This is a genomic window from Lentzea atacamensis (assembly GCF_003269295.1).
GTDB lineage: Bacteria > Actinomycetota > Actinomycetes > Mycobacteriales > Pseudonocardiaceae > Lentzea > Lentzea atacamensis.
On record NZ_QLTT01000002.1, the window covers coordinates 23,185 to 38,363 of the forward strand.

General features: G+C 68.7%; 19 protein-coding genes. 8 read left to right on the forward strand and 11 right to left on the reverse strand.

The window, feature by feature from the left end; all coding sequences use genetic code 11:
* Window positions 1-62 precede the first annotated feature (62 nt).
* From C8D87_RS08845 to C8D87_RS08860, 4 genes are read left to right on the forward strand one after another with little or no spacing between them, the layout of a single operon-like run.
* Window positions 63-926: a hypothetical protein gene (locus tag C8D87_RS08845; protein WP_109630433.1), complete on the forward strand. Its 864-nt coding sequence runs from the start codon at window positions 63-65 to the stop codon at window positions 924-926.
* Complete coding sequence (locus tag C8D87_RS08850; RefSeq protein ID WP_109630429.1) at window positions 923-2,086, forward strand: fumarylacetoacetate hydrolase family protein; 1,164 nt, start codon at window positions 923-925, stop codon at window positions 2,084-2,086. The genes C8D87_RS08845 and C8D87_RS08850 overlap by 4 nt, the downstream gene beginning before the upstream one ends.
* Window positions 2,086-2,718: an IclR family transcriptional regulator gene (locus C8D87_RS08855; RefSeq protein ID WP_109630426.1), complete on the forward strand. Its 633-nt coding sequence runs from the start codon at window positions 2,086-2,088 to the stop codon at window positions 2,716-2,718. The genes C8D87_RS08850 and C8D87_RS08855 overlap by 1 nt, the downstream gene beginning before the upstream one ends.
* Window positions 2,715-3,857 carry a VWA domain-containing protein gene (locus C8D87_RS08860; protein ID WP_109630423.1) on the forward strand — a complete coding sequence of 381 codons (1,143 nt, stop codon included), beginning with the start codon at window positions 2,715-2,717 and terminating at the stop codon, window positions 3,855-3,857. Before C8D87_RS08855 ends, C8D87_RS08860 begins: the two co-directional genes overlap by 4 nt.
* Here C8D87_RS08860 and C8D87_RS08865 read toward each other — a convergent pair.
* Both C8D87_RS08865 and C8D87_RS08870 read right to left on the reverse strand, forming a co-directional pair.
* Window positions 3,854-4,318, reverse strand: coding sequence for a hypothetical protein (locus C8D87_RS08865; protein WP_109630419.1), 465 nt, complete (start codon window positions 4,316-4,318; stop codon window positions 3,854-3,856). The genes C8D87_RS08860 and C8D87_RS08865 overlap by 4 nt on opposite strands.
* The gene (locus C8D87_RS08870) at window positions 4,315-4,779 is read right to left on the reverse strand and encodes a hypothetical protein (protein WP_233439132.1); all 465 of its coding nucleotides are present in this window, start codon (window positions 4,777-4,779) and stop codon (window positions 4,315-4,317) included. Before C8D87_RS08870 ends, C8D87_RS08865 begins: the two co-directional genes overlap by 4 nt.
* A gap of 78 nt (window positions 4,780-4,857) precedes the next feature.
* Here C8D87_RS08870 and C8D87_RS08875 point away from each other — a divergent pair, with 78 nt between their 5' ends.
* The 4 genes from C8D87_RS08875 to C8D87_RS08890 all read left to right on the forward strand — a co-directional run bounded on the left by C8D87_RS08875 (window position 4,858) and on the right by C8D87_RS08890 (window position 8,398).
* Entirely contained in the window at window positions 4,858-5,622 is a 765-nt protein-coding gene (locus C8D87_RS08875; protein ID WP_109630416.1) for a DUF2470 domain-containing protein, read from the forward strand.
* Between the two features lie 85 nt (window positions 5,623-5,707).
* A complete protein-coding gene (locus C8D87_RS08880) occupies window positions 5,708-6,406 on the forward strand; it encodes a CPBP family intramembrane glutamic endopeptidase (protein WP_109632998.1) in 699 nt (232 codons plus the stop codon).
* A gap of 93 nt (window positions 6,407-6,499) precedes the next feature.
* Window positions 6,500-7,741: an arginine deiminase gene (locus C8D87_RS08885; RefSeq protein WP_170166377.1), complete on the forward strand. Its 1,242-nt coding sequence runs from the start codon at window positions 6,500-6,502 to the stop codon at window positions 7,739-7,741.
* A 99-nt stretch (window positions 7,742-7,840) separates the two neighbouring features.
* Window positions 7,841-8,398, forward strand: coding sequence for a ferritin (locus C8D87_RS08890; protein ID WP_109630413.1), 558 nt, complete (start codon window positions 7,841-7,843; stop codon window positions 8,396-8,398).
* A 49-nt stretch (window positions 8,399-8,447) separates the two neighbouring features.
* Here C8D87_RS08890 and C8D87_RS08895 read toward each other — a convergent pair whose 3' ends face one another.
* The 9 genes from C8D87_RS08895 to C8D87_RS08935 form a co-directional block, all read right to left on the reverse strand.
* The gene (locus tag C8D87_RS08895; protein WP_109630410.1) at window positions 8,448-9,599 is read right to left on the reverse strand and encodes an RNA polymerase sigma factor; all 1,152 of its coding nucleotides are present in this window, start codon (window positions 9,597-9,599) and stop codon (window positions 8,448-8,450) included.
* A gap of 2 nt (window positions 9,600-9,601) precedes the next feature.
* Window positions 9,602-10,009 (reverse strand): YciI family protein, encoded by a 408-nt coding sequence (locus C8D87_RS08900; RefSeq protein WP_109632994.1) that lies wholly within the window; start codon window positions 10,007-10,009, stop codon window positions 9,602-9,604.
* A gap of 102 nt (window positions 10,010-10,111) precedes the next feature.
* Window positions 10,112-10,720, reverse strand: a complete 609-nt coding sequence (locus C8D87_RS08905) for a hypothetical protein (RefSeq protein WP_109630407.1) — start codon at window positions 10,718-10,720, stop codon at window positions 10,112-10,114.
* 95 nt (window positions 10,721-10,815) lie between these two features.
* Window positions 10,816-11,412 (reverse strand): hypothetical protein, encoded by a 597-nt coding sequence (locus C8D87_RS08910; protein ID WP_112226370.1) that lies wholly within the window; start codon window positions 11,410-11,412, stop codon window positions 10,816-10,818.
* Between the two features lie 253 nt (window positions 11,413-11,665).
* Complete coding sequence (locus tag C8D87_RS08915; protein WP_112226371.1) at window positions 11,666-12,481, reverse strand: hypothetical protein; 816 nt, start codon at window positions 12,479-12,481, stop codon at window positions 11,666-11,668.
* 3 nt (window positions 12,482-12,484) lie between these two features.
* Window positions 12,485-13,009, reverse strand: a complete 525-nt coding sequence (locus C8D87_RS08920) for a SigE family RNA polymerase sigma factor (RefSeq protein ID WP_267899856.1) — start codon at window positions 13,007-13,009, stop codon at window positions 12,485-12,487.
* 87 nt (window positions 13,010-13,096) lie between these two features.
* Window positions 13,097-13,432, reverse strand: coding sequence for a DUF952 domain-containing protein (locus C8D87_RS08925; RefSeq protein ID WP_112226373.1), 336 nt, complete (start codon window positions 13,430-13,432; stop codon window positions 13,097-13,099).
* Window positions 13,433-13,470: 38 nt separating this feature from the next.
* Window positions 13,471-14,406 (reverse strand): DUF5926 family protein, encoded by a 936-nt coding sequence (locus tag C8D87_RS08930; protein WP_109630391.1) that lies wholly within the window; start codon window positions 14,404-14,406, stop codon window positions 13,471-13,473.
* Window positions 14,407-14,433: 27 nt separating this feature from the next.
* Entirely contained in the window at window positions 14,434-15,174 is a 741-nt protein-coding gene (locus C8D87_RS08935; RefSeq protein ID WP_233439131.1) for a glycerophosphodiester phosphodiesterase, read from the reverse strand.
* Window positions 15,175-15,179: the final 5 nt, after the last annotated feature.

A 15,179-nucleotide genomic window follows, 5' to 3' on the forward strand; every position in this document is an offset into this window, starting at 1 on the left:
CGAGGGCGTTCGACTATCGGACATCTTTGTTCAGTTGGCGGTACACGGCTAGCGTGTCAGCCGTGTCAAGCGCTGTCGAACTCCGTGCGCCCGGTCCGCGCGGTACTCCGCCCCTGCTCGCGAGGCTTGTGGACGATGCCGCGCTCTTCCCTCCGGGGAACGCGTCGATGCCCGACGCGGTGCGTGGCCACCTGGACGGACGGGTCGGCGAGTGGTCCGGCGTCATGGGACTGTTCCTGTGCCCGGCGTCCCGTCTCGCCGAGCTCATCACCGAGCTGATCAAGGTCAAGCCACCGAAGCCGATCGCGCTCAGCCTGGTGATCGACACCGGCCTCGGCGGTGTGCCGAAGGCGGTGTCCATCGTCGAGAGCAGAAGCGAGCTCCTGGCGTTGCGCATGGTCGAGATGCCCGCACCGTCCGATGTGGACGAGGTGTGGCTCGAGCGCGTGTCCGAGTTCGTGCCGGAGGACGTCATCCGCGTCGTGGAACCACGTCGCGGCGGCCCTGAGTGGCTCGACGGCGTCCGCAGGGTCATCGAGCACGGCAGCTGGCCCAAGCTCCGCTGCGGCGGGCTGAGCCAGGAGAACTTCCCCAGCGTCGACGAGGTCGCGGACTTCCTGTCCGTCGTCAGCGGTGGCGGCGTCGCGTTCAAGGCGACGGCGGGCCTGCACAAGGCCGTCCGCTACACCGACGAGCAGAACTTCACCCACCACGGCTTCCTGAACCTCCTCGTCGCCACGGCGCGCAGCCTGTCGGGCCGCGACGTGCGGGAGGCGCTCGCGAGCACCGACGCCGAGGCGCTCACCGCCGAGGCCAAGGCCCTGAGCGACCAGGCCGCGCACGCCGTCCGCGGCGTCTTCGCGAGCTACGGCTCGTGCTCCCTCGCCGAACCGATCGCCGACCTCGAGGAGCTTGGACTGCTGTGAGCTGGATCAGCGACCCGAACTTCACGGAAGACCAGCCGTTCGGACCGCAGACCCTCCCCTACGGCGTCGTCGACGGGGGTGTGGCCGTCCGTGTCGGCGACCAGGCGCTGCTCCTCAAGAGCCTCGCGCTGGGCAAGTGCAGCGAGCTCGTCCAGGGCGACTCGCTGGACCCGCTGCTGAAGGCGGGCAGGCCGGTCTGGAGTGCGCTGCGAGCCAAGCTCAAGGAGATCGTCACGGCGACCTCCGCGCCGAAGGGTGCGGAGCTCGTCGGGATCGACACCGCGAAGCTGCCGTTCACCGTCGGCGACTACGTGGACTTCTACTCGAGCAGGCACCACGCGGAGAACGTCGGCCGGATGTTCCGCCCCGACGGCGACCCGCTCACCCCGAACTGGACGCACCTCCCGATCGGCTACCACGGCCGCGCGGGCACGGTGTACGTCTCGGGCACGGACATCGTCCGCCCGAACGGCCAGCGCCGCGGTAGCGAGGGCCCGAAGTTCGGCCCGTCCGAGCGGCTCGACATCGAGGCGGAGGTCGGGTTCGTCTGCGGTGGCCCGACGGCCGCGAACGTGTCCACGAGCAGGGCCGCCGAGCACGTCTTCGGCGTCGCGCTGGTCAACGACTGGTCCGCCCGCGACATCCAGGCGTGGGAGTACCAGCCGCTCGGCCCGTTCCTCGCGAAGTCGTTCGCCACGTCGATCGGCGCCTGGATCACGCCGCTCGAAGCGTTCTCAGTTGCACGCGTCCCGACGCCGCCGCTGCCTAACAAACTGCACGACTACCTCACCTGCGATCAGCCGTGGGGCCTGGACATCACCATCACCGTCGAGCTGAACGACACGATCGTCGCGAGGCCTCCGTTCCGGGAGATGTCGTGGTCATTTGTGCAACAGCTGGCGCACATGACCGTGAACGGCGCTACGGTGCGCCCAGGCGATCTGTTCGCGTCCGGCACGGTCTCCGGACCGGAGAAGGACGAGCGCGGCTCGTTCCTCGAGCTCAGCTGGGGTGGCAAGGAACCGTTCAAGCTCGACGACGGCTCCACGAGGTCTTTTCTGGAGGACGGCGACACGGTCAGGTTGACCGCGACGGCTCCTGGTGAAGGCGGTTCCGTGGTCGGTCTCGCCGAGGTGGTGGGCACAGTTCGGAGTGCGTGATGGTCGGAGCGACGAAGGAGAGCTCGCTGACCCTGGAACGGGGTCTGGCGCTGCTCCAGGCGGTCGCTGAGGCGGAGTCCGAGGCACCGTCGATCTCGGAGCTCGCCACGGCCATCGGCGCGTCCAGGGCAGCCGTCTACCGGCTCCTCGTGCCGCTCCAGGCGCGCGGTCTCGTGCGCAGGGAGGGCTCGAAGGTCCGGCTCGGCCTCGGCGTGCTGAGACTCGCCTCCAACGTCCTCCCCCAGCTGCGGATGGCGGCGAACCCGGCGCTGCGCGAGCTCGCGGAGAAGGTCGGCGCCACCGCTCACCTGACGGTCGCGGACGGCACCGAGGCCCAGGCCGTCGCCGTCGTCGAACCGTCGTGGACCGCTTTCCACGTCGCGTACCGGGTGGGTTCCCGCCATCCGGTGCACCGCGGGGCGGCCGGCAAGGCCATCTCGCAGCCCGTGGAGACGTGGGTCGTCTCCACCGGTGAGCTGCAGCCCAACGCGTGCGGCGTCGCGGCGCCCGTCCGCGGCGTGCCGGGCCTTCGGGCGTCCGTTGGCGTGGTGGCACTGGAGAAGCTCGACGCGGACGTCGTCGGCCCGCATGTCGTGCGTGCGGCCGAAGAAGTGGCGGCAGCGCTCAAATGACAGAAGAGCGGCTCAGGCGTTGGCGGCTCCTGCTCGGTCCAAGCGCGGAAGACGTGGCGCAGCTGGGCGATGACGACCAACGGCGTGACGGCGCGCTCACGGGTCTCTACGGCGGCGGCAGCGACCGCGGTGCCGGTTTGGGCGCCAGCTCCCCGCAGCTGCACCGGTGGCTCGGCGACGTCCGCAAGTACTTCCCCACGTCCGTCGTCCAGGTGATGCAACGGGACGCGGTCGAGAAGCTCGGCCTCAGGCAGCTCCTGCTCGAACCCGAACTGCTGCAGTCCGTCGAGCCGGACGTGAACCTCGTCAGCACCCTGCTTCAGCTCTCCCGCGCCATCCCCGCCCGCACCCGCGACACCGCGAAAGCCGTGGTGCGCAAGGTTGTGGAGGACATCGAGAAGCGGCTGAAGGACCGGCTCGTCGAGGCCGTCCGCGGCGCTGTCGACCGTTCCAGGCGCACCCGCCGGCCGCAGCTGCAGGACGTCGATTGGGCCACCACGATCAAGGCCAACCTCAAGAACTACCAGCCGCAGCACAAGACCGTCATCGTCGAGGACCTCATCGGCCACCGCAGGCGCAGCAGGACCGCGGCGATGCGGGACGTGATCCTGCTCGTCGACCAGTCCGGCTCGATGGCGGAGTCGTTGGTGCACGCGGCGGTGCTCGGTTCGGCACTGGCGAGCATCCGCTCGGTCTCGACCCGGCTCGTCGTGTTCGACACCGAGGTCGCGGACCTGACCGACCAGCTCAGCGACCCGGTCGACCTGCTCTTCAGCGCCCAGCTCGGCGGCGGCACGGACATCAACCGCGCGGTCGCCTACGCGCAAACGCAGGTCCGCAGGCCCACCGACACGGTCATCGTGATCATCAGCGACCTGTACGAGGGCGGCTCGGAGGCCGAGCTCCAACGACGGGTCCGCGAACTGGTCGCGAGCGGCGTCACCGTCGTGAACCTGCTGGCGCTCAGCGACTCCGGCACACCGGCCTACGACCACGAGCTGGCGGCGAAGCTGTCCGCGTTGGGGGCCCCGGCTTTCGCGTGCACGCCGGACAAGTTCCCCGAACTGCTGGCGGCCGCGCTGCGCAAGGACGACCTCACGCAGTGGGCGGAGTCCGAAGGCATCGCAACGGGCCGTTAGCGCTCCACGACCCGTCCACGGGTGAGGAACGCCAGCCCTCGCGTCATCGCCACGACCCGGCCGCGTTCGTCCGGTCCCGCGATCCAGACCCGTCCGGTGTGCCGGATCAGCACGCGCGCCCGCTCCGGCAGCTCGGGCAGCCGCAGGTTGTTCTCGGAGCCGTCGACCCTCAGGTACGCCTGGCGCCCGATCCGCCGGCCGGGCACGAAGGCCACCGAAACCGGCCGCCACGGAAACCGCTCGATCAGCTGAAGGGTGCCGCGCCGCGTGATGAAGTGCCGCAGTCCCGGCGCCGCCAGTTCCAGCACCACCGGCACGGACAGCACGGTGAGCCACAGCCAGTCGATCATCAGCACGACGCCGAACACCGCGACAGCGAAGAGGATGTGCCCCACCGCGCGACGATCCGCCCGCGCGAGGCAGGTGCCGCTCCAGTTCTCGAGGCCGATCTGCGGGATCATTTCTGGACACGCGCCGGGATGAGCTGCGGCACCCCGCGGAACGTGACCACCGTGTTGCCGGCCGAGTCCGGCGGTACGAACCACACGCGCCGATGGCGCGCGATTCGACCGCGGAGGAGAGGACCTACGCGCAAGGTCAGCAAAAGCGGCGGCGAAGACAGCACGACCAGACGCCCTCCTTCCCATTGCACATGGGCGAAATGCCACGGTTCACCTTCCGGTAAACGCACCGGACGGCGACGCGTCACCACCCACAGCACTGCAGCGGCGAAGAACAGCAGAACCAGCGCCACCGGTGAGGACCACGACCACACGAGTACCAGGACGAACTGGAGGGCGAAGGCCGCGCCGGCCAGAACTGTCCACATCAGGGCACGACGGCTCGCCCGGTCGACACAGTGCCGGGTCCACCGATCGTCGAGCGCCGTCACCTCGGTGGACGGCTTGTTGGGCACGACCACCTGTCCACCGTACAGGTGACACTTCCCTTCCCGAGCGGAGCTAAGTTAGGCTTGCCTAACCTTCGAGGAGGTGCAGCGGTGACCGACACCCAGACCAAGCGCCCGCCGGCGCCGCACGCCGCCGAGCGCGCTCGCACGATCGCGGCTCGCGGTGGTCATGCCGCACTGCTTCCTCAGGCTGGTTCCCGCACCAGCCCGTTGTTCCACCACGTGCACCCGTGCGGAACCACGGTCTTGCTGCTCCCCGACGAACATCCGCTGGTCGGGCAGCTGTGGCAGACCCCGCGGGCCGAGGTGACGGCCATGCTGGAGATCGCCGACCAGGCGCCGGTGCCGTTGCGCGAGCCCGTCCGCGGCCTGCTGTGGCTCACCGGCTGGGTCGCCGCACTGGACGGCCGGGAGGCGCGCGACGAGATCCTCGCGGTCGCCGACGTCCGGCCCGACCACCGGCTGCTGGACGCGGGCCACGGCGTCTCCGTGCTGAGGCTCACACCCGCGTCGATGGTGATCGCGGACGCCGAGGGCACGTCGTCGATCCGGCCGGAGCAGTTCGCAAGCGCGATGCCGGACCCGTTCTGCCGCAACGAGGACCACTGGCTGCGGCATCTGGAGGCCGCGCACCGCGACGTCGTCGGCCAGCTCGCCCGGCACCTGCCGGAGGAGCTGCAGAACGGTCACGTGCGCCCGCTCGGGCTCGACCGGTTCGGGCTGCGGCTGCGCGTCGAGGCCGAATGCGACGACCACGACGTGCGGATCGCGTTCTCCAAGCCGGTCAGCACGCCGACGGAACTCGCCGCCGAGCTGCGACGACTGATGGGCTGCCCGTTCCTCTCCCAGAGGTAGCCTCGCGCGGGTGACCTTGATTCCCGCTGCGATTCCGACTGACGAGAAGCGCGGTTACCAGCTCGAGCTGCTGATCGTCTTCAGCATGACGCTCGGGTTGTCCGGCCTGCGCAGTCTCGTGCGGCTGATCGACAGCCTCCTGCAGCCGACCCCGCTGAACCAGCAGTCGGTCGCGATCAACGTCCCGCAGGCGCGCGCGGATCTGCTGGACCTCGTGGCCCAGCTGCTCGGCGTGCTGCAGCTCGCCGCGTGGGGCGGGATCGGCCTGTACCTGTTGTGGCGCACCGGGATCAAGCTGCGCGTGATCGGCCTCGACGGCACCCGCAAGCTCGCGGACTCACTGGGCGCGCTGGGACTCGCCGCGATCATCGGCATCCCCGGCCTCGCGTTCTACTTCGCCGCGTGGGCACTCGGGCTGAACCTCGCCGTCCAACCGTCCACTTTGGACAACGCGTGGTGGATGAGCCTGGCGCTGATCCTCGCCGCCGCCGGCAACGCGTGGGCCGAGGAGGTGCTCGTTGTCGGATACCTGATCACGCGGCTGCAGCAGCTCGGGTTGCGGCAGTGGACGGCCCTGTTCGCGGCCGCCGTGCTGCGCGGCTCGTACCACCTCTACCAGGGCTTCGGCGGGTTCGTCGGCAACCTGGTCATGGGCCTGGTGTTCGGCTTCTACTGGCAGCGCACCAGGCGTCTGTGGCCACTGGTGATCGCTCACACGATCCTCGACGTGGTCGCTTTCGTCGGTTACACAATGTTGCGCGGCAAAGTGAGCTGGTTGCCGTAATGATTCGACCGTAGAATCTGATATTCCACACCATTCGTTGCGAGTTTAGGCCCAGCAGCGGCGATTTGTGCTGTTCAGGGTTACGCTCGTTCGGTGACTGCGCACACGATCGCCGAGACCGAAGCACTCCCGGACGCCGCGCCCCGTGCGGACAGCGAGGTCGGCCCGCTGCGCACGGTGCTGCTGCACCGGCCGGGCAACGAGCTCAAGAGGCTCACCCCGCGCAACAACGACCAGCTGCTGTTCGACGGCGTCCCGTGGGTCGGCAGGGCCCAGGAGGAGCACGACGCGTTCGCCGCGACGCTGACCTCGAAGGGTGTCGAGGTCCTACTGCTGGCCGACGTGCTGGTCCAGGCGCTGGAGGACAACCGCGCGCGCATCGCGGGCATCCACAGCGCCGTCAACGAGCGCCGCCTCGGCATCGACCTGGCCGATGCGCTGCGCAGCCACCTCACCTCGCTGGACGCGCCACAGCTCGCGCAGGTGCTGATGACCGGCATGACGTTCGAGGAGCTGCCCGCCGCCGAAGGTGCGTCGCTGGTGCGCAGGATGCACCTGCCGATCGACTTCGCCGTCGACCCGCTGCCGAACCTGCTCTTCACCCGCGACTCGTCCGTCTGGGTCGGCGACCGCGTGGCCATCACGTCGCTCGCGCTGCCCGCCCGCGACCGCGAGACGACGCTGACCGACCTGATCTACGCCTACCACCCGCGGTTCCGCCGCACGGGCCGCGCGTACGGCGCCCACTCGGCCCCGCTGGAGGGTGGCGACGTGCTGCTGCTCGCGCCGGGCGTGATCGCCATCGGCGTCGGTGAGCGCACGACCCCGGCGGGCGCCGAGTCGTTCGCCCGCTCGGCGCTCGCGGACGGTCTCGCGCACACGGTGCTGGCGGTGCCGATCGCGCAGGAACGCGCCACGATGCACCTCGACACCGTCTGCACGATGGTCGACCGGGACGCCGTGGTGATGTACCCGGCGATCAGGCACAACCTGTCCGCGTACCCGATGCGCCTCGACGGCAACGGCGGCGTGCGCGTCGACGGCCCGGTGCCGTTCCTGGAGGCGGCAGCCGAAGCGATGGGCATCGAGCGGCTGCGGGTGATCGACACCGGCCTCGACCCCGTCACCGCGGAGCGCGAGCAGTGGGACGACGGCAACAACACGCTGGCAGTCGGTCCTGGTCTCGTCGTGGCGTACGAGCGCAACGTCGAGACGAACGAGCGCCTGGAGGCAGCGGGCATCGAGGTGCTGCGCATCGCCGGTTCGGAACTGGGCTCCGGCCGCGGCGGCCCGCGGTGCATGTCGTGCCCGATTGACCGCGCGCCATTGGTGTGACCGTTAGGAATGCCTAACCTTTGTTTGGTTCACCTTTCCAAACAAAGGTTAGCTTTTCCTGGAATGCGGGGGTCTCTGTTTTGAGCTAACGTACTCCGCATGGCCTCGAACGTGAAGAAGATTGCCCTGAAGAAGTCCAAGTTCCACGAGCTCCTGCAGACTCAGGTCGGCAACGAGTTTTCCGCCTCGCAGCAGTACATCGCGCTCGCCGTGTGGTTCGACAACGAGGACCTCCCGCGCCTCGCGTCGCACTTCTACAAGCAGGCTCTCGAAGAGCGCAACCACGCGATGATGATCGTGCAGTTCCTCATGGACAACGACATCCCGGTCGCCATTCCCGGCACCGCCGAGCCGATCAACGAGTTCAAGGCACCGCGCGACCTCGTCGACCTGGCCCTGCGCCAGGAGCAGCAGGTCACCGACCAGATCGTCGCCCTCGCCAGGGCCGCCCGCGAGGAGGGCGACTACATCGGCGAGCAGTTCATGCAGTGGTTCCTCAAGGAGCAGGTCGAGGAGGTTTCCTCGATGAAGACGCTGCTCACGATCATGGACCGCGCGGACGGCAACATGTTCTACGTGGAGACGTTCCTCACCCGCGAAACCGTGGGCGACGGCGGCGACTCCGGCGCTCCGACCGCCGCCGGTGGCACGGTCTGAGTTTTCTTCGCACGCTTGAGTGCCTGTTTTCTTCGAGCCCGCCTCACCTTCACCGGTGAGGCGGGCTTTTTCGGTTGAGCCGGGCCGCCTGCCGCGTCAGGTATTCTCGCTCGGCGAGGTTCGACGCTTTTTCAGCCGCCTCAACGTAAAGCCGCGCCGCCGTTTGCTCGTCACCGTCCCGCTCGTGGAGGTAGGCGGCCACAGCCGTGTAGCGCGGCAGTGAGTCGTCGAGCTCTCCGAGCGCTTTCAGCCCGGCGCGCGGCCCGTCCGCCTCACCCACGGCCACGGCGCGGTTGAGCCGCACGATCGGGCTGTCGGTGAGCTTGGCGAGCTCGTCGTACCACTCGACGATCTGCACCCAGTCCGTTTCCCCGGCTTCGGGTGCGTCGGCGTGCAGTGCCGCGATGGCCGCCTGGGCCTGGAACTCGCCGAGCCGGTCCTTCGCGAGCGCTGCCTGCAGGATCTCCACGCCCTCCGCGATCATCCTGGTGTCCCACCTGCTCCGGTCCTGGTCCGCGAGCGCGACCAGACTGCCGTCGGCGGCAGTTCTGCTGGCACGCCTGGCGTGGTGCAGGAGCATGAGGGCGAGCAGGCCGGCGACCTCGGGATGGTCGATGGCAGCGGCGAGCTGCCGGGTGAGCCGGATGGCCTCGGCGGCGAGGTCGACGTCGCCGGAGTAGCCCTCGTTGAAGACGAGGTAGAGCACGCGCAAGACGGTGGCGACGTCGCCCGGCTGGTCGAACCGCACGTCGCCGACCGTCTTCTTGGCGCGGCTGATGCGCTGAGCCATGGTCGCCTCTGGCACGAGGTAGGCCTGGGCGATCTGACGGGTGGTCAGGCCACCGACGGCCCGCAGGGTGAGCGCGACCGCCGATGAAGGTGTGAGGGACGGATGCGCGCACAGGAAGTAGAGCTGCAGCGTGTCGTCGGTGTCCGACGCCGCCCCCGGCGCCGGTTCCGCCTCGACGAGGTCCTCACGACGCTTTCGCGCCGTCTCGGCCCGGGTCGCGTCGAGGAACTTGCGCCAGGCCGCCGTGACCAGCCACCCCTTCGGATCCCGCGGCGGATCGTCCGGCCACACGCGAACAGCCTCGATCAGCGCGTCCTGCACGGCGTCCTCGGCCGCCGCGAAGTCGGCTCCGCGGCGGACGAGAATCCCGAGCACTGCCGGCGTGAGGCTCCTGATCAGCGCATCGTCCATGCTCACTCCGTGATCGTCGGCGGGTTGCCGTAGAACGGACGGACTTCGAGCCACTCGTGGATCGGCTTGCCGTCCTTACCCGGCGCCGCCGACAGCTCTCCCGCCAGCTCGATCGCACGCTCGTAGCTGTCGACGTCGACCACCATCCACCCGGCGATCAGATCCTTCGTCTCGGCGAACGGCCCGTCGGTGACCGGCGGCTTGCCCTCACCGTCGTACCGGACCCACGTGCCCTCCGTGGAAAGCGCCTGGCCGTCGACGAACTCGCCGGTCCCCTCCAGCTTGGCCGCGAAGTCGCGCATGTACTGCACGTGCGCGGTGATCTCGTCCTGCGTCCACTGGTCCATCGGCACGTCGTTGACCGCCGCCGGGGCGCCGCGGTAGTGCTTGAGCAGCAGGTACTTGGCCATCTCCGGTGTCTCCCTCTGTGCGTTGCGACCCATCTTGGTCGGTTTCACAGCGGGGACGGAGCCGTTCGGAGCTTCTCGACACCCCTCTTCAAGATTTTTCCGCTAGTTGTGGCAGTCCTGGTCCGCGAGCGAGATGAACGCTGCAACGACCTTGCCCTTGTCCAGGCCGAAGACGAACCTTGCTGCCGGGTTGTTGTCGGCGACGGCGCTGTAGGAGTAGTTCGGACCGATCGGCTTGAGGTTGGTGTATTCGGCCTTGAGCTTCGCCTCGGTCACACCGATGCCGACGCCATCGGACGACATCGCCGGGGAGAAGGTGATGGTCGAGACGCCCAGTTTCGTGGACACCCACGTCTTCTCGCTGGTTCCGATGACGTCGTGAAGCGTGCAGGTGTGGGCACCCGTGTCGCTACCGTGGAGTTGAGGGCCGATCAGCTTGGCGTCCAGGGCCTGCTGCCGCGTCATGCCGAGCTTGAGCTTGCCGTAGCCGAACGAGTCGATCACCGGTCTGGCCGGTGGCGCCGGCGCGTTCGTGACGGTCTGGGTCACGACCTCGGTCACCACCGACACGGCGGGCTCCGGCACGGGCGGCGTTGAAGTGGCGTTGTTGTCGGGCGTCGGCGTCTGCGTCGGCGTCGGCGTGGACGTGCAGGCAGCCAGGCCGAGAGCCGCGGCGACGGTGACGAGGATGAGGATGAGCGAGCGGTTCATTTCTTGTTCTCCAGATGTGGGTTGGTTGCTGAGAACTCTGCTGGAGCCGCCTCCAAGGAACCTGCAGACGGCCTGCAAGTCCCTGCACGGCGGTGTCAGAGCAGGTACATCGAGCAGTCGGTGGCCTTGACGCCGAGCTTGGCGGTGACGACCTCGTTCGCGTCGTTGCCGGGCTCGCCGGTGAAGGAGTAGAGGTGGGTGCCGTCCAGGTCGACGGACCAGCCGCTGCGGTACTCGGTGGCGTTCGGGTAAGCACGCCTCACCTCGGCGAAGGTCGAGCCGGTACCGATGCCCCTGGACGTCCTCGCGTCGGCGGGCAGTGAGATGCGGACGACGCCGTGCTTCCTCGAGACCGCGATCCTGTCGTCGCCCACGCAGATGCCGTCGCCGTCGCTCTCCCAGGTCAGGGTGGTCAGACCGGCGGCCCTGGCCTCGTCGAGCGTCATGCCGAGCTTCATCGCGCCGTAGCCGAGGCGTCCGTCGGACTTCACAGCCTGCGGCTTGGGCGGGTGGGTGACCGTGGACGTCACGACCTCGGTCACCACGGAGGGCGGCGCCGGCGTTTCGGCCGGGGCGGAGGAAGGCGTCATTTGCGGCGCGGCGTTGTTTTCCGGCGCGGGCGCGGAAGTGCACGCGGCGATTCCGGCGACTGCGACAGCGGCAAGGAAGACGAGCTTGATCGAGCTGTTCATTCAAACCCCCAGGCTTGTTCAGAAGACATCCATAAGACGCCATTCCTGACTGGTGGTTGCGAAGCCTGCTGTCACAGAAAAGTCACGACAAACGCCCGCCAAATGGGCGCATAAAAGGCATAGGACGTCGCCTGAGCTGGACGGTTGCCAGCAAGGTCGTCACGAGAATGTCACAACATCGGCGAGGCGAAAAGGGGCTGCTGAAGTCCCGCCGCACCCCCAAGAACGGCAGGACTTCAGCAAGATCAAATGGTCAGGCCATCGAGCAGTCGTTGGCGTTCAAACGCATTCGAACGGTGGTAACCGTGACGCCATCGGTTTCGAACACGTACGTCCATTTCGGCGTTGCCGCCATTTCCACCCGCAGTTCCGAACCGTTCTGCGTGGCCGTCGGATAGGAGGTCTTCACGTCGGCCACCTTCGAGCCCGCGCCGACACCCCGCTGCGTCTTGGCGTAGCTCGGCAGAGTCAGCCGGACGATTCCCCTGGCCGGCGAGATGATCGTGGCGTTGCTGTCCGGCACGGTCGTCGTGGCGTAGGCGACGCACCTGCCTTCCGCGTCGGCGGGGCTGCTCGGCTCGACCAGCGAGCCGGTCTTCAGCGCGTCCGCCTCGCTCATCCCGAGCGCGAGCTTGCCGACCGCGCCAGGCTCGGCGGGCGGCGGGGCCGGCGGAGTGGTCGTGCGCGGTTTGGTGGAGCTTGATCCCGTGGTGCCGCCGGGAGTGCCTGGGGTGTTGCCGTTGGAGTTCGGTGTAGGAGGGTTGACCGTAACGATCGTGGTCTGGGTGATGGTGCTGACCGACGGCGAGGGCGGGGTCGAGGAGGAGGTCGGCAGAGAGGTCGGCAGCAGGTCACCTGCCGTGCGGTCCGTCGACGAAGGCAGCTGGGTCAGTCCGATCCCGGCACCGATCAGGGTGACCACGGCGAAAGCGGTGGTCACGGCGGAGCGTCGTCGTCGCCGGCGATCGGCACCGCGAAGCACCGCGTCGGTCGCGTCCGGAGTCACGTGGACGTCCAGCCGATCGTCGCTGAAGAGCCTGCGCAGCTCGTCGTCGAGGTCGTCGCCCACCGGTCAGTCCTTTCCCAGGCGTGTCCGCAGACTCGCCATCGCCTTGCTGCTCTGGCTCTTCACGGTGCCGCACGAGATGCCGAGCGCGTTCGCGATCTCGGCTTCGGAGAGGTTCTCGTAGTAGCGCAGCACGATCACCGCGCGCTGCCGCGGCGGCAGTTCGCGCAGTGCTTGCCAGAGCGGTTCGTTTTCGAGCCTGCTCAGCTCGGGAGCCACGGCACCGCTGTCAGGGAGGTCCGCGACGAGGCTCTCGCGGCGACGACGGCGCCAGATGCTGATGTGTGTGTTGGCCATGGCCCTGCGGACGTACGCGAGCGGGTCGTCACCCTTTCCCTGCACCGACATCCAGCGTGAACCGACCTTCTCCAGCACGGACTGCACGAGGTCGGCCGCGTCGTGCGGGTTTCCGGTCAGGGCGTGTCCATAACGCAGAAGTCCGGGCATGGACATGCGCACGAACTCCGCGAAATCCCCCACGGCTTCTGCTCTTCCCCCGCCGCGTTCGGCGGCCGACTCCAGCTGCAGCACCGCCGTCACGGAAACGCCCCCTCCCCGAAGCGACAACTGGCTCCGGGAAGGTCACGCTCGGGTGCGCGAAACGGTTGCCCTACTTAATCACAGAACGGCAACGGCTTCCGGCAGAACGAACGAACCGTCCTGCTCACAGGGGAAGGCGTGCACCTCGGCGACGGCCTGCACCGGAATCGGCCCGTACACGTGCGGGAACCACAGCGGCGAGTCCGCCACCGCCTCCCACCTGACCGGCACGCCGAGCAGCTTCGGATCGATCACGAGCAACAGCAGCCCGCTCTGCCCGTGGAAGAACTTGCCGGCCGTCACGTGCACGACGCCCCGGTCGGAGCAGTGCACGAACTCCTCGCCCGCCGGCGAGATCGAACCGGCCGACTGGGCCGCAGCCCAGTCGGCCGTCGAGATGATGTGCAGCAGCACTTATCCACAGCCCCTTGTGGACAACCCTGTGGACAGAGTCATCGGAGCGTGATCTGACGGCCCCGCAGGCCGTCACGGGCCCGGCGCTCGGCGTCGGTCAGCGGCTCGTCGGACGCCAGCGCCTCCAGCAAACGCTTGCCCAGCGTCTCGGCCGGCTCCGCCCACTCGCGCGCGTGCATCTCGCGGTCGAGGTCCCAGACCGGCACGAGCAGGCCGTGCGCGCGGAACGAACCGGCATAGCGGGAGCCTTCGCCGAGGTCCAGCTCACCGCGGGCGGCCAGGCGCGCCATCGCGGGCACCAGCTTCTCCTCCGGCTCGGGACGGACCCAGCGCAGGTGCGCCTTGTCGCCCGCGTCCACCCAGTACGCGGCCTTCACGCCGGGAGCGTCGAGGCGCTCGGTCGGCAGGATCGCCGCGTTCGCGCGCTCGAGTGACAGCGCCACCTCACCGGTCGGCTCGGTGCCCTCCGGCATCCACCACACGAAGTCGCTGTGCAGCTCCGGCGTGATCTCGGCCTCGGGGTCGAGCAGGTCCTGCAGGCGGCCGGGGTTCTCGCCGTTGTCGGGGCCGACGACCGGCAGCACGTCACCGGTCCTGGCCTGCTGCGCCCACTGCAGCGCGCGAGCCAGGTCGCGGCTGATGTCGCCGGACCGCGTCTGCACCTGCAGGCCGATGAACGGCACGTCGTCGCCGCGGATCAGACCGGCGGCCGCCATCGGCAGCACCGTGGCCAGCGTGACCTCGCGACCGTCCTTGACCGGCAGCTTGGCGATCGCGGACGGCACGAACTCGCGCAACGCGATCAGCTCGCACTCGGCGGCCAGGCCCTCGAACGGCCGGGAAACGATCACGTCGGTCGCGCCGCCGGGCGCGCCGTGGCAGGCCTTGTAGCGCTTGCCGGACCCGCACGGACAGGGCTGCTTCGGGTTGATCCCGTCCTTGGGTGCGTCCTTGACCGCGGTCCGCTTGGCCACCTTGGCCCTCCTCGTGTTCAGGCTTGGTCAGGTCGCCAAGTTAGCCGTCAGCAGGCGGCGGGTGTTCGCCGGGGCGTTCGTCGCGAGGTAGCGGACCCCCAGGTCACGGCACAGCGCGACGTCCTCCGCGCTGTCCACCGTCCACACGTACGTCTCGTGCCCCGCCCGGCGCGCCCGATCGACGTAACCGGGGTCGTTGCGCAGAACGTGCACACCGGGCCCGGTGTAGTCGGCGAACGACGGCAGCGCGCCACTGCGGTACCGGCCGAGGCGGTCGAGCAGCAGCACCGTGCGGATGTCCGGCGCCTGGTCGCGGAACGCCTTCACGGCAGTGGGCGAGAACGACATCATGACGATCTGGCTGTCGAGCTTGTGCCTCTTGAGTGCCTCGACGAGCTTGCGTTCGATCTCGTTGCGGTAGCGGACCGGGTGCTTCGTCTCGATGAAGAGCTGCACGTTCGAGCCCTTGACCAGCTCCAGCAGCTGGTCCAGCACGAGCAGCTCGGCCGGCTGGCCATGACGGTGCCAGCTGCCGTAGTCGTGCTTCTTCAGCTCTTCCAGCGTGAGCGCACTGACCGTGCCACGGGCGTTGGACGTGCGGGTGAGCGTGCGGTCGTGCACACACACGATCTCACCGTCCTTGGAGAGGCGGATGTCGCACTCGAGTCCGTCCGCACCCTCCTTCAAAGCCAGCTCGTAGGCGCCGATGGTGTGCTCGGGACGGTCGGTGGACGCGCCACGGTGCGCGACGATCGATGGCAGCTGCACAACCC